Consider the following 22,641-nt stretch of genomic DNA (forward strand, 5'->3'; position numbering starts at 1 on the left):
GTGGAGACTGCGCATGAAATTTAAACGTCGTCAGGTTGAAGATATTCATATCAACCTCACACCGATGATTGACTGTTTGATGTTTATTTTGGTGTTCTTGTTGCTCTCGACTACCTTTAATCAGATGAGTCGAATGAACCTCACTTTGCCAGATGCACAAGGTGTTCCACCTAAAAACTATGATCAAAAAATTGAAGTTGTGGTGGATTCATCAGGCCATTATTCTGTCAATGGTCAGTCATTGGCCAGTAAAGAAGTTTCTGATTTGAATACTGCAATTAAACAGACAGCCAATGATCGTCGTGATTTAATGTTTGTGATTGCCGCAGATGCAAAAGCAACACATCAAGATGTGATTCGGGTGATGGATGTTGCAGGTCAACTTGGATTTGTGAATGTCAACATCAGTACTAAAGTTCCAACTCGAGGTTATTAGTGAAGCACGATTTTAAGGTCTATTTACGCCTATTAAGTTATTTAAAACCTTTTTGGGGAATCGGCCTGCTGGTTTTGCTTGGTTTCGGTATTAATGCTGCGACAGAAGTTTCTGTCGCAAAATTATTGGAACGCATTATTGAAGCCATTCAAAACAAAGATCAAAGCTTTACAACCTTATTTCCACTCTTGGTGGTTTTATTGATGTTCTTCCGTGGACTCGGTTTGTTCATGGGGGGATACTTTACCGCAGTGATTTCTCGAAACTTAATCTTTAATATTCGTCAGCAAGTGTTCGCAAAACTCATGCGTTTGCCTTCGCAATATTATTTAGATAATTCGAGCGGTCATATCACTGCAAAAATTATGTATAACGTTGAACAGTTGACGGCAGCATCATCTGAGTCACTGAAAACGATTGTACAACAGGGTCTGATTACCATCGCATTATTGGGTTATTTGCTGTATACCAACTGGCGTTTAACTCTATGTATTTTAATTTTTGGCCCAATTATTGGGCTGATCATTCGTAAAGCGTCGAAACGCATGCGTAAATTATCCATGCAAGTACAAAGTACCATGGGTGACGTTAACCATGTGGTGCAAGAGACAGTACAAGGCAACTTGGTAGTGAAGGGCTTTGCAGGGCAAGATTATGAACAAAAACGTTTTTATGAAAGCTCAATGGAGAACTTACGCCGCGGCTTAAAAATGGTTGTGGTGCAGCAACTCAATAGCCCAATTGTTCAGCTGATTATGTCGATCGCGCTCAGTATCGTGATGTATATCGCGCTACGCCCAGAGATTCTACAAGATACAACAGCAGGTGAGTTTGTAGCGTATATCACTGCCGCAGGTATGCTGAGTAAGCCGATTAAAACCTTAACGGATGTCAATGAAAAACTACAACGAGGCATGGCAGCAGCTTATTCAGTTTTTGAATTGCTTGATATGCCTGAAGAAGTAAATAACGGCACGCTGAAGCCTGCTTTGAAAGGTGATGTCGAATTTAAAAATGTTAATTTGATCTATGCCGATGGTCACCATGCGATTCATGACTTCAATTTAAAAGTGAATGCAGGGCAAACTGTTGCATTGGTTGGGCGTTCAGGTGCAGGTAAAACCTCACTGGTCAATCTGTTGGTGCGTTACCAAGAGGTATCCTCAGGCCAATTGTTGCTTGATCAGCATGATATTCACGACATAGAGCTCAATAGCTTGCGTACTCAGATTTCGATGGTCAATCAGCAAGTGGTTTTGTTTAACCGTACTGTGCGTGAAAATATTGCTTATGGACAGCTCGAGCATGCAACAGATGAACATGTCATTGCTGCTGCTAAAGCTGCATTTGCACATGATTTTATTATGGATTTACCGCAAGGTTATGACACGCCGTTGGGTGCCCAAGGTTTAAATCTGTCTGGTGGTCAACGTCAACGGATTGCGATTGCGCGTGCGATTTTGAAAAATGCACCGATTTTAATTTTAGATGAAGCGACCAGTGCGCTCGATAACGAATCTGAATTTTTCATTCAGCAAGCATTTGACGCTGCGATGCAAGATCGTACCACGATCGTGATTGCGCATCGTTTATCGACCATTGAAAATGCAGACTGTATTGTGGTGATGGATAAAGGGCGTATTATTGAACAAGGTTCACATGCGGAACTGATGGCACAACGTGGTGCATATTACCAACTTCATCAGCGTAATTTTGAGGAAAATTAAGTCATGTCTTTTGCACAATTGATTCAGGATGCTTGGAATGAACAGGCAAAGTGGCTTGTTGTGTTTAGACCTTTGTCATGGCTTTATCGTGGCGGCTTTTTACTCAATAAAAAACTCTATCAATCAGGTATTAAGCAAAGTTATAAAGCGCCTATTCCAGTCATGGTCATTGGAAACATCACAGTGGGTGGAAGTGGTAAAACCCCATTGCTCATTCACTTGGTCAGTTATTTAAATAGCTTAAAGCTGCGTGTTGGTGTGATCAGTCGTGGCTATGGTGGTCAAGGACCATTTCCGGCCTATGTGGATTTAGATTCGACGGCTGAAATCGTGGGTGATGAACCGAGCTTAATCGTTCAATCTACTGGCGTGCCGATGGCAGTCGGTCCAAATCGCCAGCAAAGTATTGAGTTACTGCTATCTAAGCATGAATTGGATTTGATCATCTGCGATGATGGGTTGCAGCATTGGGCGCTTCAACGTCAGTTGGAGTGGATCGTACTGGATAATAACCGTGGTTTAGGCAATGAAAAATTATTACCCGAAGGTTATTTGCGTGAACCGAAAAAGCGCCTTGCCACTGGAACGGTCATTGAGCATTCAGCAGATCCAAGTTCTCCACTGAATATGCACTTAGAAGCGGCGCAGCCTTATTTGCTCAATAAAGATCTTGTGACGACATTTGATGCAAGTAAAGATTTTTATGCTGTGGTGGGTATCGGCTTTCCGCAACGCTTTTATAAAACCTTAGAAAATATGGGGATTCATCAATTTCAATGTCATGAATTCCCAGATCATTATGAATATGAACTGAGTGATTTGCAGTTTGAAGATGCGAATCCCATCATTACCACTGAAAAAGATGCAGTGAAAATTTTAGCGATCCTCAAAAATAATCCAGATTTTAAAAGAGAAATATGGGTTGTTCCTGTAGATGCAGTGTTATCACCTGCGTGTTATGAAACTTTGCATGCGCAGTTGAAACAACTGGGTCTGAAACTTCCCGAAGGCATTTAATTTATGAAACATATTGTTATTCCTGCACGTTTTTCAAGTTCACGTTTACCAGGTAAGCCATTGCTTGAAATTCACGGCCGTCCGATGATTTTACGTGTGGTCGATCAAGCCAAAAAAGTTGCAGGATTCGATGACCTTTGTGTCGCTACAGATGATGAGCGTATTGCAGCAGTGTGTCGTGCAGAAGGGGTTGATGTGGTACTGACCTCTGCAGAGCATCCATCAGGGACAGATCGTTTAAGTGAAGTTGCATGCATCAAAGGTTGGGCGAGTGATGACATTATTGTCAATGTGCAAGGTGATGAACCTTTGCTTCCCGCTCAATTGGTAAAACAAGTTGCACAATTACTTGTTGATCAACCGACATGTTCGATGTCGACGCTCTGTGAGCCGATTCATAGTCTAGAAGAATTTCAACGTGACAGCATTGTCAAAGTGGTAATGTCAAAGCACAATCAAGCGCTGTATTTCAGCCGTGCGACTATTCCGTATGACCGCGATGGTGCGAAGCAAGCTGAACCAACCTTGCATGATCAGGCTTATCGTCATTTAGGCCTATATGCATACCGCGTAAAACTCCTACAAGAATATGTCACTTGGGATATGGGTGTGCTGGAAAAATTAGAAAGCCTTGAACAATTACGCGTTTTGGAAAATGGTCACCGTATTGCCATTGCTGTGGCAGAAGCGAACCTTCCACCGGGCGTAGATACTCAAGCTGACCTTGATCGTTTGAACCAAATGGATGTTTCGAACTTCGAATAAGGTTAAACAATTTATGCAAAATGAAATTGTGGCGCAAGTGTACCCTTGGCAGAAAAATACATGGAATACATTAACCAGCCGTTTTCCACAATTGGGACATGGCGTGCTTTTGTATGGCAAAAAAGGCTGTGGTAAAGAGGCATTTGCAAAACAATTTCTTGCATGGGTGCTGTGTCAAAAACGTGATGAGCGAACTGAGCCGTGTGGTGAGTGCGGGAGTTGCCAGTGGTTAAAGTCAGATACACATCCAAATTTTGTCCATATCAGTACAGATGAAGACAATAAAAAGCAAAACGCCAAAATTAAAATCGAGAAAATTCGTGATTTATTGCCTTTTGTACAGCAAACCGTAGACGGTTGGCGAGTTGTGTTGATTGAGCCTGCTGAAGCATTAAACATTGCATCATCAAATGCATTGCTGAAAACATTGGAAGAGCCGGGCGAGCGGATTGTGATTATGTTATTGGCAGAGCATTATTTGAAATTGCCGGCAACCATTCGCAGTCGAATGCAGCACTATGCATTGGATCGTATTGAACCCGAACAATCACAGCAATATTTACAGCAGCATTTGCCTGATAGTGGTAAAACCCAACGCAAAGTTCTCATGAACTTAGCCAGTCAAATGCCATTACAAGCAATTTCATTGGCAAGTAGTGAATGGCTAAATATGCGCCAAGAGTTTCTACAAGATTGGCAAAAACTTGTGACACAAAAAAACATGCCGATGGCAATTGCGACCAAGTGGAATAAAGCACTGAGTTTTAGTGATTTTAGTCAAATGTTTGAATACTTGTTGTCCGATATAATTTGTGTCAAGCTAAATCAATCCATAAAAAATATAGATTTGGATTTTGGAGTGTTGGCAGAGCAATATTCGCTCGAAACACTCTTTGGGATTTATACAGAATTACAGCAGTCTAAGCGGTTCATCGAGCAGAACGTACAGGGGAATCTGGTCGTAGATGAGCTTTGCATCAAACTGATGAATGTTTAATTAAGGGGAAACATCATGCAACCACGTATGGGCGGGATCGTTCACGCTAATATTCCAGATGTGGAAACACTTTTTGCGAGCTACATGCCTTATGTCGTTGGTGGCGGTTTATTTGTACCATCAAAGCAAGCTGTGAAAATGGGTGATGAGGTTTTCTTATTGGCGACTTTGCCTGAACAAAGTATAAAAATTCCTTTGACAGGAAAAGTAATTTGGATTTCGCAAAAGCAAAATGGTATTAAACCACAAGGCTTTGGGATTCAATTAAGCGGCGAAAAAGGCGTTTATTTTAAAACAGAAGCAGAACGTTTACTTGCAGGGCTTAAATCTGAGGGGCGTAGAAGTTACACTATGTAGTTACAACAGTGAAGACTTGTAGGTACATATTGTGTTTGTAGATACCCATTGCCATTTAACCATGCTCGATTTAAGCCCTTATGAGGGTAATTTAGATCTTGCATTGGATCAGGCTCGTCAAGCCGGGGTCTCAAAATTTATGAGTATCTCGGTTGATCTAGATGACCATATCGAACTTTCAAAAATTGCTTCACGTCATGCCGATGTGGGTTATTCCGTTGGGGTACACCCATGTGAAGATCCTGCAACGATGGATCGGGCAACAGAAGAATATCTCATTGAATTAGCACAACCTGAAAAGGTTTGGGCGATTGGTGAAACAGGGCTGGATTATTTTCATAGTACAGACTTTATTGCAGAGCAAAAAGAATGCTTTGCCCGTCATATTCACGCATCGCAAGCCGTAAAAAAACCGGTGGTTGTACATACCCGTTCTGCAAAGCATGATACGGTGGATATTATCCGTGCAGAGAAATCTACTCACGGTATTTTGCATTGTTTTACTGAAGATTGGGAAACGGCAAAAGCTGTCTTAGATTGTGGATATTACGTGTCATTTTCAGGCATTGTTTCTTTTAAAAATGCACAAGATTTGCGTGATGTGGCCAAGCAAGTACCATTGGATCGAGTGCTGATTGAAACTGATAGTCCATACCTTGCACCGATGCCCTATAGAGGAAAGTCTAATGAACCAAAATACGTTCCCTATGTAGCCAAAGCCTTAAGTGATGTATATGATAAGTCAATTGAAGAGATGGCTTTCATTACAATGCAAAACTTTGAAAATCTCCTCAATCTTAAGTAAATAATTTGAATTGATATAAGAGTAAGAGAGTATAGGGTGAAGATGGATCGTCAAGCTCAGTTTAGAGCAAGAGAAGCATTAATTTTCCAAGTGGCAGAGCAACTGCTATTGGAAAATGGCGAAGCAGGGATGACACTAGATGCGCTAGCGGCAGAACTCGACTTGGCAAAAGGGACGTTATATAAACATTTCCAAAGTAAAGATGAACTATATATGTTGCTCATTATTCGTAATGAACGCATGTTATTGGAAATGATTAAAGACACCGACAAAGCTTTTCCTGAACACCTTGCTTTCTTTATGTTGCATCACTTACATCACCCAGAACGTACAGTGTTGTTTCACCAAATTGAAGAGCGTTTATCGACAACGGGTGTGGGTATTCAGCACTTGTTTAGTGAACTATATCAAGTGCGCAAACAACACCTACGATTGATCATTCGTATGACTGAGCGTTACTTGGAGTCGATTCAAAGTAGCATGCCAGTACGTGATTATCTTGCTTCGATTTGGTCACTTACACATGGTGCTGCAGCAATTTTGAACTCTAGTTTTTATCAGCGTTATTTGGGTTCAAGAGACACCTTGCGGGTTGCTTATATTGATCAAGCCTTGGCCTTACCAAAACAAGTGCATGCGGTTGCTCAATTCGCTTAAAGGCTGCTTATGAAAATAGCATCACCATCATCGGTTCGTGGCTTCACCCTCGTAGAATTGATGGTGGTGATTGTGATTATGGGCATCATGGCCTCATTGGTGCTTTTGAATATCGGTGGAACAGATCAACGCAAAGCCATGCAAGCACGCGAAGTGTTTGTGATGGATCTGAAACGAATTTTACGCGATGCAAATGATCAAGCTTTGATATTGGCCTTACAGCAAAACGCTGGAACGGATGTCAACACGCAAAGCTATGCGGTACAAGAATATTTACCAGAACAAAAACGTGTAGAAAATAGTATTTTAAATCAGAATAATAAATGGCAAAACTATAAAGATTTTGAAACCCGAGTATTACCTGAAAATGTCTCTTTTACGATTAAGCCTTTAGATCAGCAGTATGCAAATGCCAATAATGATGATTTGTTAAATACCAATGCACCCAAGTTGATTTGGTTGGGCAATGGTGAGGTAAAGCCTGTGCGTATACAGTTTTATTTTGAAGAACGTCCCATTGGTAATGAAATCGAAATCGATCATTTAGGGAAAGTTAATGCGGGCTAAAGGGTTTACGCTACTTGAAGTCATGGTGGCATTGGCGATTTTTGCGACTGCGGCAATGGCTTTGTCTAATGTTGCGATGCAATATACACAGTCGACAGCACACGCAATTTTAAGAAATAAAGCACAATTTGTCGCGTTGAATGAAATCGCTAAGATGGAAATCAATCGTGAATGGATGACGGGTACTGCATCTAAACAAGTCACTGAACAAGGCGAACAATGGCAAATTGACAAAAAAGCCCAAGCCACCATTAGTCCAAATGTACAACGGATTGATATCCAAGTGAGTTTGATGAATGCTGAAACAGGCGATGTTGAAGCAGGGATTAGCAGTTTGGTGTTCTTTAACTATAAGGCTCCGTTGGATGAAAATAATAACTAGAAAAAAACGTACATCTCAAGATATGCCTGTGCTTGTACAGCAAGGAATGAAGAATCAAGCAGGATTTACCTTAGTTGAGCTTTTGGTTGCGATTGCTATTTTCGCAGTGCTGTCTGCTTTGGGTTGGAAGGTTTTTGATTATGTCTCGAAAGTGAAGGAACGAAACGCAACCCATGAGGCAAGGCTTAGTCAGTTGCAAGATGCCCATCAGCAAATTCTCAGAGACACAGTACAAGCTGTGCCCTTAACTGCCAATATTAATGGAGATATTCAACCAGCGTTAGTATTGCAAAATGGCCGATTTAATTTCAGTAAGACAGGTGTCACTGATCCATTAAATCAGGGCATTGCACCTGACGAGCGAGTGGAATATCAATACAAAGCTGATGAAAAAAAATTGTATCGGCTAAAATTTAAAAATCTCAACCAAACGGGGCATGATCAGCCAGATTCGAGTGTGTTACTAGATAATGTAGAGCAATTTAAAATCACGGTACTCAATCCAAATGAGTTAGAGAATTGGCCAGATGCTGCCGCTGATTTGAATAATGAAAAAACCATTCAACTGTTACCGCGGGGTATCAGGATGCAGCTCACAGTGGATGGGACAAACTACGAATGGTTATTCAGTTTGTTAAATACTGATTTTTTATTGGATAAAAATAAGAATGGTTAGCGGTCAGGTAGTAGAGTCATTTGAAGTTCGGAGTTGCTTATGAAACAGCAACGTGGCATCGCTTTGTTAACTATCCTGATGATGGTAGCTTTGGCAACCATAGTTGCAGCAGGCATCGCAAAACAACAAGCCAATACTTCTGAAAATACCGCTTATGTGATGCGCCAAAATCAATCGTTGTTATATGCGAAAAGTGCCGAAGCATTTTTTGCTGAACTTTTGGTGAATGATGCCGAAAATGCAGGGCAGGTGGATCACCTCCAAGAAAATTGGGCTCAGCCTATGCCCGCCTTTCCAGTGGAAGGTGGAACCGTTGCAGGTGTGCTGCAAGACGAATCTGGAAAATTTAACCTCAATAGTTTGGTTTCAGAAGAGGGTGTGGTAAATGACAAAGCAAAATTATGGTTTGAGAAAATATTGCAGCGTGTTGGTTTACCCGCAGAATTAAGTCAAGCCGTGATTGACTGGCAAGATGAAGATGATGAGACCTCTGGCCCAATGGGAGCAGAGCTGGCGTATTATCGTGGTTTAAATAATGCGGCACTACCGCCAAATGCAAAATTCCATAGTGTGGAAGAGCTGAAATCAGTCCGTGGTTTTGACGGTGCTCAATATAAACTAATTGCGCCTTATGTGAGTAGCTTACCTTCGCATGAAACAACGGTAAACATTAATACCGCTCCTGCATTTTTGTTAGCGACTATGGATGATCGTTTAGATGTCAATGCAGTTGAGCAAGCTTTGCAACAAAAAGCTGCCAAATTTGAACATTTCGAAAATATCAATGATTTATGGGCAATGGAGCCATTTGCACAGGTGAGCACAGAAAATAGGGAAGTTTTAAATTCACAATTGGGTGTGCAGTCGAACTATTTTAAAGCGCAAATTGAAATTATTTTAAATGAAAGAAAGCGTCAATTTACCAGTGAGTTAGTGCGAAAAGATAAAGATGTATATGTGGCTTTTCGCAGTATGGCACCATTTTAGGTCTTAAAGGTCGCTAAATTTTCATGATGCCTTTTCCCAATTGTGCTGAATAGCAAAATTAATGCCTCTTGTTAGACTTTTGCATTATAATCTCTAAGAACCCATAGATTATTTGATTGCATTACGACACATGTTAATTCGTAAGTTATTTAAGTTTGAAAACGCGCATATCGTGCGTAATTGCACGTCAGACCGTTGCAAACGTTCCATTCATGGACACAGTTATAAAGTCGAATTATTACTCAAAGCGTCGAAACTTGACCATGGACAAATGGTTTACGATTTCGGTTTGCTCAAAGGGGTAATTAAAGACTTATTTGACAGTTTTGATCACGCGATTTGTTTTTGGCAACATGATGATGCTGAGTACATTCGTGCCTGCAAACAGTTCAGTGCACGTTGGGTTGAACTACCCGTATCGCCTTCAGCAGAACAGTTTTCACGAATCTTCTTTTACTTAGCACAACAAGTTCTAAAATCAACAGAAACTCAAAATGGTGAGGGTGATGTTGAAGTGTATTCTGTGATCGTACATGAGACGGACACAGGCTATGCGCAAAGCTTTTTAGAAGATATCGACAACGCACAAATGGGGCTGTTGCAGTTAGATCAAATCGTCTTTTCCGAACAGGTTCAGTCGGAATGGAACGATCCCCAGATGTATGAAAAATTAAAACAGGGTCAAAAATTTTTAAACCCTGCAGTTGATTTACAAGTTAAAATTTAAGTAAATATTTGGTTTTATTAGGATTAGTTAACAGTGATGTCTTTAACAGAAGAGCAACAAGCAAAACTCGCTAAAGTGCAGCTTGATGCTAGCTGGAAATATGGCCTAAGTGAGTTTTTGCTTAGCCCTCGCATGGATGAGTTAAAAGACTTTCTGCTACAACAAATGAAACAGGATAAAGTGATTTATCCACCGAATCCGCTAATTTTTAATGCCTTAAACACGACGCCTATGGCAAATGTAAAGGTGGTGATTTTAGGCCAAGACCCGTATCATGGGCCAAATCAGGCACATGGCTTGAGTTTTTCGGTACAAAAGGGGGTTGCATTACCACCTTCTTTACGTAATATTTTCCATGAGTTAAATACCGACCTTGGGGTACCTGTGTCAAAACATGGGGACTTAACACGCTGGGCAGAACAAGGTGTTTTGCTTTTAAATGCGGTACTGACTGTTGAGGCTGGGCAACCAACTTCACATCAAAAACGTGGCTGGGAAGATTTTACAGACCATGTGATTGATGTTTTAAATGAACAACGTGAGCATATTGTCTTTATTTTATGGGGGGCATATGCACAGCGTAAGGGACAACGCATTGACCAAAATAAGCACTTGGTGCTAAAAGCCGCGCATCCATCACCTTTGGCTGCAAACCGCGGTGGTTTTTTTGGTTGTAAGGTGTTCTCAAAAAGTAATAATTATCTTAAACAAAATGGCATTGAGCCAATAGACTGGCAGCTGGACGCATGACTTATTCTCCCGTTTCAAAAAATTATCACCCAGATCTGATTGTTGAAGAAGCGAAAAAGGGCTGGCGCATTGTTCGCCTGAATCGCCCAAAATCGCTTCATGCATTAGATGAATCTATCTGTACAGCGTTGCTTGAAGTCTTTCAGGACTTTCAACACGATGATGCAGTAAAAGCGATTTGGTTAGATTCCACTACGCCGAAAGCATTTTGTGCAGGTGGCGATGTACGCAAATTGCGACAATTGGTGGTCAATGATGAAGTTGAAACGGCGAATAAATTCTTTGAACAAGAATATGCCCTAGATTTGCTGCTGCATAACTATGCAAAGCCGATTTTGGTTTGGGGCGAAGGTTATGTCATGGGAGGTGGTTTAGGTCTATTTATGGCTGCACCTTTCCGTTTGGTGACACCTTATTCACGTTTAGCAATGCCTGAGATTAATATCGGTTTGTATCCAGATGTTGGTGCGACGCGTTTCCTCGCTGACCGTGGTGCCATTGGATTGTTTACTGGGTTAACCGGCTCGATTATGACCGCAGCTGGTGCTTATGGTATCGGCTGGGCAACGCATATTTGTGATGCTCAGCGTGATAATGTACTTGAAACTGTCATTAATATTGATTGGGATCATTATCCAGCGGGCGATTTTCGTGCCATTGATGACACTTTAAATAGTATGCATCGTCCTGTGGGGCCGGGGCCATTACAAAACTCGTTAGATGTGATTCAAAGTGTGTGCCGTGGGCATAATTTTGAACATGACTATGAATCAATTATTGGTTTAAGTGATGCGCGCAGTGATTGGTTACGCCAAGCCAGTGAAAATCTACAAAAAGGTTCACCTGCAACCGCCGCATTAACATGGTTGTTGTGGCAGTGGGGCAAGCAAGTGCATTCTTGGAATGAAGTGTTTGAACTGGAAACCCAAATTTCGGATTGGAAAATTCGTCATGCGGACTTTGTGGAAGGTGTGCGCGCCCGCCTAGTCGATAAAGACCTGTCTCCAGAATGGAAAAAAGGTACAGATCTTTCCCTCAAAGGAATTCTGGCTGATGAGCCTCCTGTAACCAATATTGACAGTTGGAATGCGCTGTTAAGACAGTATGGTGTAATTTAATTAATTGATGTCTGAACCAAACTTATATAGTGATGAACACTGGATGCAGCTGGCTTTCGAGCAGGCTGCACAAGCTGCAGAATTGCAAGAAATTCCTGTAGGCGCAGTCATTGTGAGTCAAAATCAAGTCATAGGTGCAGGGTTTAATGCGCCGATTTCTCTGAAAGATCCCACCGCACATGCGGAAGTACAAGCTTTGCGTCAAGCTTGTTTAAATATCGATAATTACCGTTTACCTGATGATGCAACTTTATATGTGACCTTGGAGCCTTGCACAATGTGTGTGGGTGCTTTGGTCCATTCAAGAATTAAACGCGTGGTATTTGCGACGACTGAGCCTAAAGCAGGTTCTTTAGTGAGTTCGCGTCAATTGTTAAATTCAGGCTACTATAACCATATCTTTGAGTTTGAGCATGGTTGCCTGCAAGCGCAATGCTCCCAACAATTAAGTGATTTTTTTAAAATGCGTCGTGAACAAAAACGACTGATGAAGTTACAGGAAAAAGCCACTTTGACTGAACTTCATTTAAAAAATCAAGTAAACTCTACTGACAATTAATATTGTCAAATAAAATAGGGTACACCATGAAATCCATTCAAGTAAAAAAAGAATTTAATGCACCGGTCGAGCAAGTTTTTGACTTACTTTCAAAACATTCGACCTATAACGTGGCTTTTGCACCGATTCAAGTGGTGCGCGTCAAAGATTCTGCAGATCCTGAACGTCCTGATGGTGTGGGTTCTGTACGTCGTATGGGCTTTGGGCCAGTGAAGCCGTTACAAGAGCAAATTACCTTGCTTGAGCCAAACCAACGCATTGAATATAAGATTATTAAAAACCCACTGGTGAAACATCATTTGGGTGTGATTCAATTCGAAGCGATTGATGCTGCGCGTACTTTAGTCACTTATACGATTGAATTACAGGCGCGTGCGCCATTCGTTAGTCAATTAATCCTTGCGCAACTGAAGTCAGCGATTAAAATTGGTTTTTCAAAACTTGCAAAAACCGTATAAACAAAAGTGGAAGAGCAATGACAGTTCAAATCATTACAATTGATGGCCCAAGTGGCTCAGGTAAAGGAACATTGGCAGCAAAAATTGCGGCACATTATCAGTTCCACTTACTCGACTCAGGTGCGTTATATCGTCTGTTGGGATTGTCATTGCATAAGCAAGACTTAATTGATGCATTAGACTCAAAGCTCGATGAATGCGTAAAAATTGCAACAAATTTAGACATACAATTTGTGACAAATGAAGCAGGTGTTTCGGTGCTTTTAGATGGTGAAGATGTCTCAAAAGTTATCCGTACTGAGAGAGTCGGAGAGTTTGCCTCAAAAGTTGCTGCAATTCCTACACTTAGAACTGCGCTTTTAGAACGTCAGCATGCCTTTGCCCAAGCACCTGGTTTGGTTGCAGATGGCCGTGATATGGCAACTACGATTTTTCCCAATGCTCAAGCCAAGATTTATTTAACGGCTTCTGCTCAGTCCCGTGCAGAGCGCCGTGTAAATCAGTTGCAGGCTATGGGCGTGGATGTTAAAATAAACGACATTTTAGCTAATATCGAAGCGCGTGATAAGCGAGATATGGAACGCACAGTCGCTCCACTCAAGCCTGCGCCAGATGCCTATTTTATTGATAGTTCAACTTTGAGTATTGATGAAGTATTCACGCTGATGACGAATTACATCGATCAGCAATTAGCAAACTAAAGAATTTTCAGCAGAAGCATAGCTTGATCAGTCTTATACGGACTATGTAGACGCTTAATTAAACCGGCCTTGTCTGATCCAAGACCGCTGACTTTACTAGGTATATCATGACCGAATCTTTTGCAGCCCTCTTTGAAGAAAGCGAATTAAACCTCAACGTTGAAAAGGGTGCTGTCATCCAAGGCGTTGTAGTAAACATCGATTCTGACTGGGTAACAGTTGACACTGGCCTTAAATCAGAAGGTATTGTTGACCGCGCTGAATTCTTAAATGAACAACGTGAACTTGAAGTTCAAGTTGGCGACACTGTTGACGTAGTTGTTGAAGCTCTTGACAACGGTATGGGTCAAACAGTTTTATCACGTGAAAAAGCTAAACGTGCTGAAACTTGGACTAAACTTGAAAAAATCTTTGAAGACGGCGAAATCGTTACTGGTGTTATCTCTGGTAAGGTTAAAGGCGGTTTCACTGTTGACATCGGTCCAGTTCGTGCGTTCCTTCCAGGTTCTTTAGTTGATACTCGTCCTATTCGTGATACTACTCACTTAGAAGGTAAAGAGTTAGAATTTAAAGTAATCAAACTTGATGCTAAACGTAACAACGTTGTTGTATCTCGTCGTGCTGTTATGGAAGCTGAATCTTCAGCTGACCGTGAAGCTCTTCTTGCTCAGCTTGAAGAAGGTCAAACAGTTACTGGTACTATCAAAAATCTTACTGACTACGGCGCGTTCGTTGACCTTGGCGGTATTGATGGTCTTCTTCACATCACTGACATGGCTTGGAAACGTATCAAGCACCCTTCAGAAGTTGTTGAAGTTGGTCAAGAAGTTACTGTTAAAGTACTTAAATTCGACCGCGAACGTAACCGCGTATCTTTAGGCCTTAAACAATTAGGCGAAGATCCATGGTTAGCGATCATGAACCGTTACCCTAAAGGTTCTATCGTTAAAGCTCGTGTAACTAACTTAACTGACTACGGTTGCTTCGCTGAAATCGCTGAAGGCGTTGAAGGCTTAGTACACGTTTCAGAAATGGACCACACTAACAAAAACATCCACCCATCTAAAGTTGTTCAGATCGGTGACGAAGTTGACGTTATGGTTCTTGAAGTTGATGAAGAGCGTCGTCGTATTTCTCTTGGTATCAAACAAACTCGTGCTAACCCATGGGAAGAGTTTGCTAAAGAACACGACAAAGGTGAAAAAGTTTCAGGTACGATCAAGTCAATCACTGACTTCGGTATCTTCATCGGTTTACCAGGCGGTATCGATGGTCTAGTTCACTTGTCTGACATTTCTTGGAACGAACAAGGCGAAGAAGCTATCCGTCGTTACAAGAAAGGTGACACAGTTGAAGCGGTTATCCTTTCAGTAGACGCTGAAGGCAACCGTATCAGCCTTGGCATCAAACAAATGAACAGCGATCCGTTCAACGATTTCTTAGCTGCTAACGAACGCGGTGCGCTTGTTAAAGGTACTGTAACTGCAGTTGACGCTAAAGGCGCTACTGTTAAGTTAGCTGACGAAGTTGAAGCGACTCTTAAAGCATCTGAAATCAACCGCGACCGCGTTGAAGATGCAACTAAGTTCCTTGAAGTTGGTCAAGAAGTTGAAGCTAAAATCATCAACGTAGACCGTAAATCACGTTCTATCAACTTGTCTATCAAAGCGAAAGACGAAGCTGAAGAAAAAGAAGCAGTAGCTAACTTGAACAAGACAGCTACAGCAACTTCAGACAATGGTCCTAAGACTATTGGTGATTTGATCAAAGCTCAAATGAACCACTAAGTAAGTGTTTGAATTGTATTGTTAATGTAAATTAATTAATATATTTTACACAATTACTGTAACGGTAGCGTAGTAAGTGATTATTACGCTACCGTTTTGTATTTAAACAGGTTATTATCAGGAAACTGATCCTAGGTAGCTTGATAATTAAAGAGGTCGCAGATGACTACTGAAGCACTTAATAAGTCTGACTTAATAGAGCGTATTTCTCTTAAAAACCCACACTTAGCTGAACCCTTAGTGGAAGAGGCCGTTAAGATAATGATCGATCAAATGATCGAAGCTTTGTCTACAGACAACCGAATTGAAATCCGTGGTTTTGGTAGTTTTGCATTACATCACCGTGAACCACGTGTGGGTCGTAACCCAAAAACAGGTAAATCAGTTGAAGTGGCAGCAAAAGCTGTACCACACTTTAAACCTGGTAAAGCATTACGTGATGCGGTAAACGAATCTGCAAACTAATTCAAAACATTGTTAGGGGTGTTTATGCGTTACGTATTGGTCGTAATTCTACTGGTCCTATTTGGATACTCATTGGCTTTGGTTCTGCAAAACGGAACTGAACTTTCAGTCGATTTGTTGTTTACACAAGTGCCTGCAATGCGTTTAGGGCTTTTATTGCTATTAACCTTGTCATTAGGTTTGGTGTTAGGTCTTTTATTGGCAGTGCAAGTATTTCGAGTATTTCAAAATAACTGGGAAATTAAACGTCTACGTAAAGATATTGACCGCCTACGTAAAGAGCAAATTCAAACTGCTCAACTGGCTGCTGCTGAAGCGGCTGCACATACGCGTCATGAAAAGACAGTTTTAGATATTGATGCAAATGAGCGTCCTTCTAACCCGTTATAATTGGGTTTTTGAAGTAAATGAACTACTTTTATGAGTAGATTTAAATTTTATATTTAACACTCTGGTGGATCATCGGAGTGTTTTTTTATGGGCTGAAAAAATAATACGCTTATCTCAAATAAAATAATGAGATAGCTCAATTCAAATTAATCATTTCAAATAACATGAGTTTTATGACTTTCTGATCAAGTTGAATACATCTATAATGCACTAATTTTGTCAAAATGAAGGGTAAGTCTCTTGAGTATCATCGTTGCACTAGATGCTAAAAGCCAATATGACGCACTTACAATTGCAGAGCAGTTAGATCCTGCATTATGTCGAGTTAAGGTTGGTAAAGAGTTATTTACCCATGAGGGTCCAAGTGTCGTTAAGGCCTTGCATGATAAAGGTTTTGAAGTATTTCTAGATCTAAAATTCCATGATATTCCAAACACCACAGCGCAAGCAGTTTGTGCAGCTGCGGATATGGGTGTGTGGATGGTCAACGTTCATGCATCAGGTGGTCGTAAAATGATGGAAACCTGTGTAGAGCGCCTAAAAGCAGGCAATTACAATACTCAGCTGATTGCTGTTACTGTTTTGACCTCGATGGGTCGTGAAGATCTTGCTGATTTAGGTTTAGATGTTGAACCCTTTGAACATGTGAAACGTCTTGCGACTTTAACGAAAGAAAGTGGTTTAGATGGTGTAGTGTGTTCGGCGCAAGAAGCGAAAATGTTACGTGAAACTTTGGGTGCAGAGTTTGCTTTAGTGACACCGGGTATCCGTCCTGCGGGTTCTGCTGCTGATGATCAAAAACGAATTGTGACACCTAAACAAGCCATGCTTGATGGTTCTACACATTTGGTGATTGGCCGTCCAATTACTAAATCGGAGAATATGCGTCAGACTTTAAAAGATATTTTGGCGACACTTTAATATTTACCCTCTCTCTAACTCTCTCCCAAAGGGAGAGAGAAAGTCCTCTCCCTTTGGGAGAGGATTTAGGTGAGGGGGTTAGATAGCCGCCAATATACTTACCAATATAGGTGCAAGTACAGAAAGGATAAAGCCGCTGACCATGGCATGTGGAATAAAATCATTCCCACAGGCTTGTTTGACCATGGGTAGGGTGACATCCATAGCTGTTGCACCCGCAGATGAAATTGCAGAGCGTGGGTAGCGCCAGCCAATAATATACATAAATACAATCGCAAAAATTTCTCTGAATAAATCATTCATCAGCGCGATACTGCCTAGATGCGCATTCTTTAATTCAGTCACGACGATGCCTGTCATCGAATAGAAACCGTAGCCTTGTGACAACATAATCAAATCTTTCAAACTGATTTGTGGCAATAGATAGGCAGCAGCAAAAGCGCCCAAAAGTGAACCGACGATACAGCCGAGTGGAACAAGTAGAATTTTCCAATTTAACCAAGAACGATCGAGCGGTGAGTAGGCGAGATCAAGCCCAATCAGAAACATGAAGACTAAAAGTAGATCCCAAGTACTCATATGTGGCTGAAGACTAAAATGTGCTGCAATTTCGGCAAAAGCATAACCTAAACCTAATGCAATAAAAGCATAGCTAATATTGATGAGTGAGCTTGTCACTAACTGCATGGACACTTTGCCATGACTAGGTTTGTAGCCTAAAAGCTTAAACAAAATATAGCAGCAAATAAAAGCACCCATTGAGGTCAATAGTGCAATAAGTACTGATGAAGAGAGGATTTGCAGAGGTGCTGGAATAGTGTGTAATGTTTCAGAAAATTCGATCGCAATCGCAAATAACAAAATATAAGTAAAGTACGGCAGGAGTTTAAAGGCGATTTTTTCAAGCCAAGTGGGTAGGCGACGTGCAAGAATAAAACCAAGCCCTAAACAGGCTAAGAGCTGGAAAATCAACCAGAAAGATTGCATACAAAAATAGGCAGATAATGAATACCTGCCTATTATGACCTGTTATTGCTTAAGCTGCATGACTAGATTTTGTTTTACTGAGGAGTCGAAAATCGGCTGGATTTATTTTTCGAGTAGCCAGCCAATATTTCCATGTATAAGTTGGCCACAGTGCAAAATTTTTACCGCCATTTTGTTGATACCAGCTCACGCAGCCTGATTGCCATACCGTGCCATCAAGCATGTCTTGTACATGCGTGTTAAATTGATCTTGCACCTGATCTTTGACAGCGATGGCTTGAACATTAGATTTTGAAACCAATTGCATCATTTGTAAGATGTAATCGACTTGTGCCTCAATCATAAAGACCACTGAATTATGGGCAAGTACTGTATTGGGGCCTAATAATTGGAATAGATTTGGAAAGCCTTTGGTGCAAATGCCATAAAAACTTTCTGCGCCAGCTTGCCAAACTTGTTTGAGTTCTTGAGCATTTTCACCAATACATTTAAATGATTTTAAATAAATTCTTGGATCGGTAATAAAGCCTGTGCCATAGATCAGACAATCGATTTCACGGGATTTTCCATCTTTGGTAATAATGGCATTTTCAGTGATTTCTTGTATTGCATCACTGACCAATTCCACATTAGGTCTATTAAAGGTTGGAAAGTATTTATTAGAAATTAAAATGCGTTTACAACCCATGATGTAGTTTGGCGTTAGTTTCTTGGCAAGTTCAGCATCTTTGACTTGGTATTTAATATACAGTTCTGCCAGTTTTTGCGCATACTTCATGGTGGTCGGCTTAACAATTGGCACGACACGTGATTCGTTGGTCCAATACAGGCGAGCACGGTGAATTTTTCGAAACCAATCATATTTTTTAAATAATGATTTTTCTAAACCATGATAACTACGCTCATCTCGTGGAATGACCCAAGCCGCGGTACGCTGAAAAACATACAGTTGCTGTGTTTGTGGTGCGATTTCTGGAATGTATTGGATGGCACTGCCGCCTGTACCAATCGATGCGACTTTTTTACCTTCTAATGGATATTGATGATCCCATTGCGAAGAATGAAACACTTTACCCTTAAATTTTTCAATGCCCGGAATGTGTGGAATTTGCGGGACATGTAGCGGGCCAGATGCAAAAATCACGTATTGAGCGGTAATTTTAACACCATCTTTGAGTTCTAAATGCCAGTCGCAGGTTGATTCATTGTATCGACTTGAAAGCACTTCACTATTAAAGCGACAGAATTGTTTTAAATTATATTCACGGGTGACGTGTTGGATATAATCAAATATTTCAGGTGCTTCGGCATAACGTTTTGACCAATCTGTTTTGGGTGCAAAAGAAAGCGAATACATATGTGATTGCACATCGCAGGCAGCGCCAGGGTAGCGGTTCTCACGCCAAGTTCCACCAAAATCATTGGCTTTTTCGAGAATCAGGAAATCTTGATTGCCTTGTTGGAAAAGCCGTATTGCCATAGCAATACCACCAAAACCACCGCCGATGATAGCGATTTGCGTATGAATTTCCGAATTGGCTTTAGAGGTTTGCATTGTTTTTGTTTGCGCTTCCTGCATCATTTTTTTAATTCCAAGCGAGATTACAGGCTAAGCATACTTGAGTTCATGATCAGAACAATATGATTGAGGTGACAGAAAAATTGATCGAAACGGCAATGTTCATAATTGCAAATTTGTAGTAAAAAAGAAGAAATTTAATGTCATTTTACGATTTATGAAACGATCCATTCTAAGCCTGATGTATTTAATACAAGGAATGCGTAAAGCAGGCGTAGATGTCGATCAACGTTTGCAAACCATTGGGCTGCGTGTCGACGCACTCGATCCCACCTCAGTGATCCATCCGAGTTTGGAGTGGGATGTACTGAAAGTCATTGGTAAAGATGTAGAACCTGAACAAGGGTTATTTATTGGTCAACATTATACGTTGGCGGGTTATGGCCCATTGCTGATGTTATTGGTTACTAGTGATACTTTACGCCAAGCTTTAAATCAGGGGATTCGCTTTCAACAGTTGACGCATCTAACTGGGCGTTTAAGTTTGCAAATCAGTCAACATAAAGTGGCTTTATGCTATCAACCGCAAGATGTGTATGCGCCACTGGGTGCATTATTAGCACAGTCAGAGATTTCAGGAACGTATAAATTCATCCGTGATCTGTACAAAATGATGGGGCTATCTACGCCACAAGTTCAAATTGATTTGCCGTTTGCTGAACCCAAAGATCCCGAAAAATTAAAAATGTTTACTGATTATTATGGCTCTCAAGTTCGATTTGGTGCGCCATTTGCGGCATTTTGGTTTGATGAGGATGTTCTAGATATTCGTATTCCATCCGCTGATATTATTACGTTTCGATTGTATGAGTCGAAGTGTATTGCGGAGTTAGAACGTTTAAGCGCCGATGAAGATGCGCCATCATTGGTTCAACGGGTACAAGATTATTTGGAATTACAAAGTGGTGCGATGCCAAGTATGGCAGCAACTGCTCAAGCATTGAACTTGCCGGAAAGAACTTTACGTCATCAATTGCAACAGTTAAATACCAGTTATAAGCAAATTCGTGAAGATATTATTAAAGATAAAGCACTCCGTATGATTGAATATAATGAATATTCAATTGAAATGATTGCAGAATTGCTGGGTTATTCAGAACCTGCGGCGTTTAATCATGCGTTTAAACGTTGGTTTGGGCATAGTCCGAGACAATATAATAAATAGCCAATGCGCTTTACTGCCAAAGTGTTATATCTTCGAGTTTATTCTTCGTTATAATTCATTTAGCCCAAAAAAGTATTTAATGATATGTCAGATTTTCAGTCACCACACAACACCGCATTTACTCCGATTTCACCGGCTGAGCGTTATGCTCAAGCCTTAGCATCTGGTCAGTTTTTACCAGATCAGGAACAGGCGCAAGCGGTGCATGAGTTGGATCGAGTTTGGCAAGAATTAATCCAACGTTTTAAGGCTTCTAAAAAAGCGTTTCGTCGTTTCCGTCGTCAAACTGCACCGAAAGGGGTGTATATGTGGGGCGGTGTAGGACGTGGTAAAACGTGGCTGATGGATCAGTTTTATGATTCTGTGCCATTTCGACGCAAAACTCGTATGCATTTCCATCACTTTATGCAGTACGTACACCGTGAATTAAATAAGCTTTCAGGTCAGCGTAATCCACTCGACCTAGTTGCAGATCAAATTTATAAAGAAGCAGTCGTGATCTGCTTTGATGAATTCTTTGTATCCAATGTCACGGATGCAATGATTTTGAGTGATCTATTCCAAAAATTATTTACGCGTGGGATCACCCTTGTTGCAACATCTAACATCGCACCAGATGGTTTATATAAAAACGGGATCCACCGTGACCGTTTTATCCCAACCATCGAAATGGTAAAAAAGAACTGTGTGATTTTAAATGTAGACTCAGGCGTAGACTATCGTTTACGTGTATTGAAACAAGCGCAGTTGTTTAAGTCGCCTTTAACACATGAACATAAGTTGTGGATGGCACAGCGTTTTACAGCATTAACGCAAACCCAAACGGTTTCACAAGAGCCAATTATTATTAATCAGCGTATTGTAGAAACCATTGGTCATACGGAAGATGTACTGTGGTGTGAATATTCTGAGCTTTGCCTAAAACCACGTAGTCCAGCGGACTTTATTGAAATTGCCAATATTTATAATACGGTCTTAGTGAGTAATGTGCCGCACATGACGGATTATTTGTCTGAAGGGACTCGTCGTTTTATCTATCTAGTTGATGAGTTTTATGACCGTGGTGTGAAGTTGTTGCTTACTTCAGAAGATACGATTATTGAATTATATCAAGGTGAAAAATTGGCATTTGAAATTGAGCGTACACGTTCGCGCTTATTGGAAATGCAATCTGATGATTATCTACATACCTCTCACCGTCAAATCAATGCACCAGAATCTACGCCAGAAAATTAAGCGTTTCTGTTGGAATGAAAAAAGAACGTCTTGATGGCGTTCTTTTTTTTTGATTTTTAGTTTTAGAAAACATGTATAAATTAAGAAAAGCTGTGGAACGAACAATAGAAGTTAAAGCCAAGTCTCATGATAAAAGCATCATTAAATAAGAAGTATGGCTGTTTAATAATTCATCGATAAAAGCGTTAAATTTAAACTGATTGGTTGAAGTTGTAGCATCGACATTGGCAGCATTTCATGGCTTAATCGAGTGAGTTTGTTTGACGCTTGGGTCTATTTGTTCAGTTTTAGAACAAAATTCTGCACTTAAGTCTAATTTCGACATTTCAAAAACTTTATACACTGTAAAAAGGTATTCAGGCTGATGATGACGTCGTATTTCTGATCTTTATTATGTTGAATGATGAGGGTATTTCATTACATAG

Annotated in this window: 26 protein-coding genes; 24 read left to right on the top strand and 2 right to left on the bottom strand. The window is 40.7% G+C overall.

What is annotated here, in order from left to right; translation table 11 throughout:
• Positions 1-13: 13 nt before the first annotated feature.
• The 22 genes from FTU05_RS01000 to pyrF all read left to right on the top strand — a co-directional run bounded on the left by FTU05_RS01000 (position 14) and on the right by pyrF (position 17,249).
• Positions 14-436, top strand: coding sequence for a biopolymer transporter ExbD (locus FTU05_RS01000; protein ID WP_180010301.1), 423 nt, complete (start codon positions 14-16; stop codon positions 434-436).
• Positions 436-2,163 carry a lipid A export permease/ATP-binding protein MsbA gene (gene msbA, locus FTU05_RS01005; protein WP_180163952.1) on the top strand — a complete coding sequence of 576 codons (1,728 nt, stop codon included), beginning with the start codon at positions 436-438 and terminating at the stop codon, positions 2,161-2,163. The genes FTU05_RS01000 and msbA overlap by 1 nt, the downstream gene beginning before the upstream one ends.
• A gap of 3 nt (positions 2,164-2,166) precedes the next feature.
• Positions 2,167-3,180 (top strand): tetraacyldisaccharide 4'-kinase, encoded by a 1,014-nt coding sequence (gene lpxK / locus FTU05_RS01010; RefSeq protein WP_180116605.1) that lies wholly within the window; start codon positions 2,167-2,169, stop codon positions 3,178-3,180.
• Between the two features lie 3 nt (positions 3,181-3,183).
• On the top strand, positions 3,184-3,945 hold the full coding sequence (kdsB, locus tag FTU05_RS01015) for a 3-deoxy-manno-octulosonate cytidylyltransferase (protein ID WP_180163954.1): 762 nt from the start codon (positions 3,184-3,186) through the stop codon (positions 3,943-3,945).
• Between the two features lie 13 nt (positions 3,946-3,958).
• Positions 3,959-4,942, top strand: coding sequence for a DNA polymerase III subunit delta' (locus tag FTU05_RS01020; protein WP_180163956.1), 984 nt, complete (start codon positions 3,959-3,961; stop codon positions 4,940-4,942).
• Between the two features lie 15 nt (positions 4,943-4,957).
• Positions 4,958-5,299, top strand: a complete 342-nt coding sequence (locus FTU05_RS01025; RefSeq protein ID WP_111885061.1) for a PilZ domain-containing protein — start codon at positions 4,958-4,960, stop codon at positions 5,297-5,299.
• Positions 5,300-5,330: 31 nt separating this feature from the next.
• Entirely contained in the window at positions 5,331-6,104 is a 774-nt protein-coding gene (locus FTU05_RS01030; RefSeq protein ID WP_180116607.1) for a TatD family hydrolase, read from the top strand.
• Between the two features lie 42 nt (positions 6,105-6,146).
• Complete coding sequence (locus FTU05_RS01035; RefSeq protein ID WP_180163958.1) at positions 6,147-6,761, top strand: TetR/AcrR family transcriptional regulator; 615 nt, start codon at positions 6,147-6,149, stop codon at positions 6,759-6,761.
• A gap of 9 nt (positions 6,762-6,770) precedes the next feature.
• The gene (locus tag FTU05_RS01040) at positions 6,771-7,328 is read left to right on the top strand and encodes a type II secretion system protein (RefSeq protein ID WP_180163960.1); all 558 of its coding nucleotides are present in this window, start codon (positions 6,771-6,773) and stop codon (positions 7,326-7,328) included.
• Entirely contained in the window at positions 7,318-7,710 is a 393-nt protein-coding gene (gspI, locus tag FTU05_RS01045; protein ID WP_078188947.1) for a type II secretion system minor pseudopilin GspI, read from the top strand. The genes FTU05_RS01040 and gspI overlap by 11 nt, the downstream gene beginning before the upstream one ends.
• A 46-nt stretch (positions 7,711-7,756) precedes the next feature.
• Positions 7,757-8,386 carry a type II secretion system minor pseudopilin GspJ gene (gene gspJ / locus FTU05_RS01050; protein ID WP_078193724.1) on the top strand — a complete coding sequence of 210 codons (630 nt, stop codon included), beginning with the start codon at positions 7,757-7,759 and terminating at the stop codon, positions 8,384-8,386.
• A gap of 39 nt (positions 8,387-8,425) precedes the next feature.
• On the top strand, positions 8,426-9,373 hold the full coding sequence (gene gspK / locus FTU05_RS01055) for a type II secretion system minor pseudopilin GspK (protein ID WP_180163962.1): 948 nt from the start codon (positions 8,426-8,428) through the stop codon (positions 9,371-9,373).
• Between the two features lie 130 nt (positions 9,374-9,503).
• A complete protein-coding gene (locus FTU05_RS01060; RefSeq protein ID WP_180163965.1) occupies positions 9,504-10,100 on the top strand; it encodes a 6-carboxytetrahydropterin synthase in 597 nt (198 codons plus the stop codon).
• Between the two features lie 36 nt (positions 10,101-10,136).
• Entirely contained in the window at positions 10,137-10,850 is a 714-nt protein-coding gene (gene ung, locus FTU05_RS01065; RefSeq protein WP_168378900.1) for a uracil-DNA glycosylase, read from the top strand.
• Positions 10,847-11,968 carry an enoyl-CoA hydratase/isomerase family protein gene (locus FTU05_RS01070; protein ID WP_078188941.1) on the top strand — a complete coding sequence of 374 codons (1,122 nt, stop codon included), beginning with the start codon at positions 10,847-10,849 and terminating at the stop codon, positions 11,966-11,968. The genes ung and FTU05_RS01070 overlap by 4 nt, the downstream gene beginning before the upstream one ends.
• A gap of 7 nt (positions 11,969-11,975) precedes the next feature.
• The gene (gene tadA / locus FTU05_RS01075) at positions 11,976-12,527 is read left to right on the top strand and encodes a tRNA adenosine(34) deaminase TadA (RefSeq protein ID WP_180007334.1); all 552 of its coding nucleotides are present in this window, start codon (positions 11,976-11,978) and stop codon (positions 12,525-12,527) included.
• Between the two features lie 26 nt (positions 12,528-12,553).
• Positions 12,554-12,985 carry an SRPBCC family protein gene (locus FTU05_RS01080; protein WP_078188937.1) on the top strand — a complete coding sequence of 144 codons (432 nt, stop codon included), beginning with the start codon at positions 12,554-12,556 and terminating at the stop codon, positions 12,983-12,985.
• A gap of 17 nt (positions 12,986-13,002) precedes the next feature.
• Complete coding sequence (cmk, locus tag FTU05_RS01085; protein WP_180108745.1) at positions 13,003-13,686, top strand: (d)CMP kinase; 684 nt, start codon at positions 13,003-13,005, stop codon at positions 13,684-13,686.
• Between the two features lie 107 nt (positions 13,687-13,793).
• Positions 13,794-15,473 (top strand): 30S ribosomal protein S1, encoded by a 1,680-nt coding sequence (gene rpsA, locus FTU05_RS01090; protein ID WP_078188933.1) that lies wholly within the window; start codon positions 13,794-13,796, stop codon positions 15,471-15,473.
• 162 nt (positions 15,474-15,635) lie between these two features.
• On the top strand, positions 15,636-15,938 hold the full coding sequence (locus tag FTU05_RS01095) for an integration host factor subunit beta (protein WP_067767464.1): 303 nt from the start codon (positions 15,636-15,638) through the stop codon (positions 15,936-15,938).
• Positions 15,939-15,962: 24 nt separating this feature from the next.
• Entirely contained in the window at positions 15,963-16,328 is a 366-nt protein-coding gene (locus tag FTU05_RS01100) for a lipopolysaccharide assembly protein LapA domain-containing protein (protein ID WP_078188931.1), read from the top strand.
• Positions 16,329-16,568: 240 nt separating this feature from the next.
• Positions 16,569-17,249 carry an orotidine-5'-phosphate decarboxylase gene (gene pyrF / locus FTU05_RS01105; protein WP_180010309.1) on the top strand — a complete coding sequence of 227 codons (681 nt, stop codon included), beginning with the start codon at positions 16,569-16,571 and terminating at the stop codon, positions 17,247-17,249.
• A 78-nt stretch (positions 17,250-17,327) separates the two neighbouring features.
• Here pyrF and FTU05_RS01110 read toward each other — a convergent pair whose 3' ends face one another.
• Complete coding sequence (locus FTU05_RS01110) at positions 17,328-18,236, bottom strand: lysine exporter LysO family protein (protein WP_180066660.1); 909 nt, start codon at positions 18,234-18,236, stop codon at positions 17,328-17,330.
• Between the two features lie 49 nt (positions 18,237-18,285).
• Entirely contained in the window at positions 18,286-19,791 is a 1,506-nt protein-coding gene (locus FTU05_RS01115) for an NAD(P)/FAD-dependent oxidoreductase (RefSeq protein WP_180026952.1), read from the bottom strand.
• Between the two features lie 181 nt (positions 19,792-19,972).
• Here FTU05_RS01115 and FTU05_RS01120 point away from each other — a divergent pair, with 181 nt between their 5' ends.
• Positions 19,973-20,980 carry an AraC family transcriptional regulator gene (locus FTU05_RS01120; protein WP_180163967.1) on the top strand — a complete coding sequence of 336 codons (1,008 nt, stop codon included), beginning with the start codon at positions 19,973-19,975 and terminating at the stop codon, positions 20,978-20,980.
• Positions 20,981-21,064: 84 nt separating this feature from the next.
• Positions 21,065-22,216 carry a cell division protein ZapE gene (gene zapE / locus FTU05_RS01125; RefSeq protein ID WP_180003057.1) on the top strand — a complete coding sequence of 384 codons (1,152 nt, stop codon included), beginning with the start codon at positions 21,065-21,067 and terminating at the stop codon, positions 22,214-22,216.
• The last annotated feature ends 425 nt before the right edge of the window (positions 22,217-22,641 follow it).

This window comes from Acinetobacter sp. YH12049 (assembly GCF_013419875.1).
In the GTDB taxonomy this organism is placed as follows: Bacteria; Pseudomonadota; Gammaproteobacteria; order Pseudomonadales; family Moraxellaceae; genus Acinetobacter; species Acinetobacter amyesii.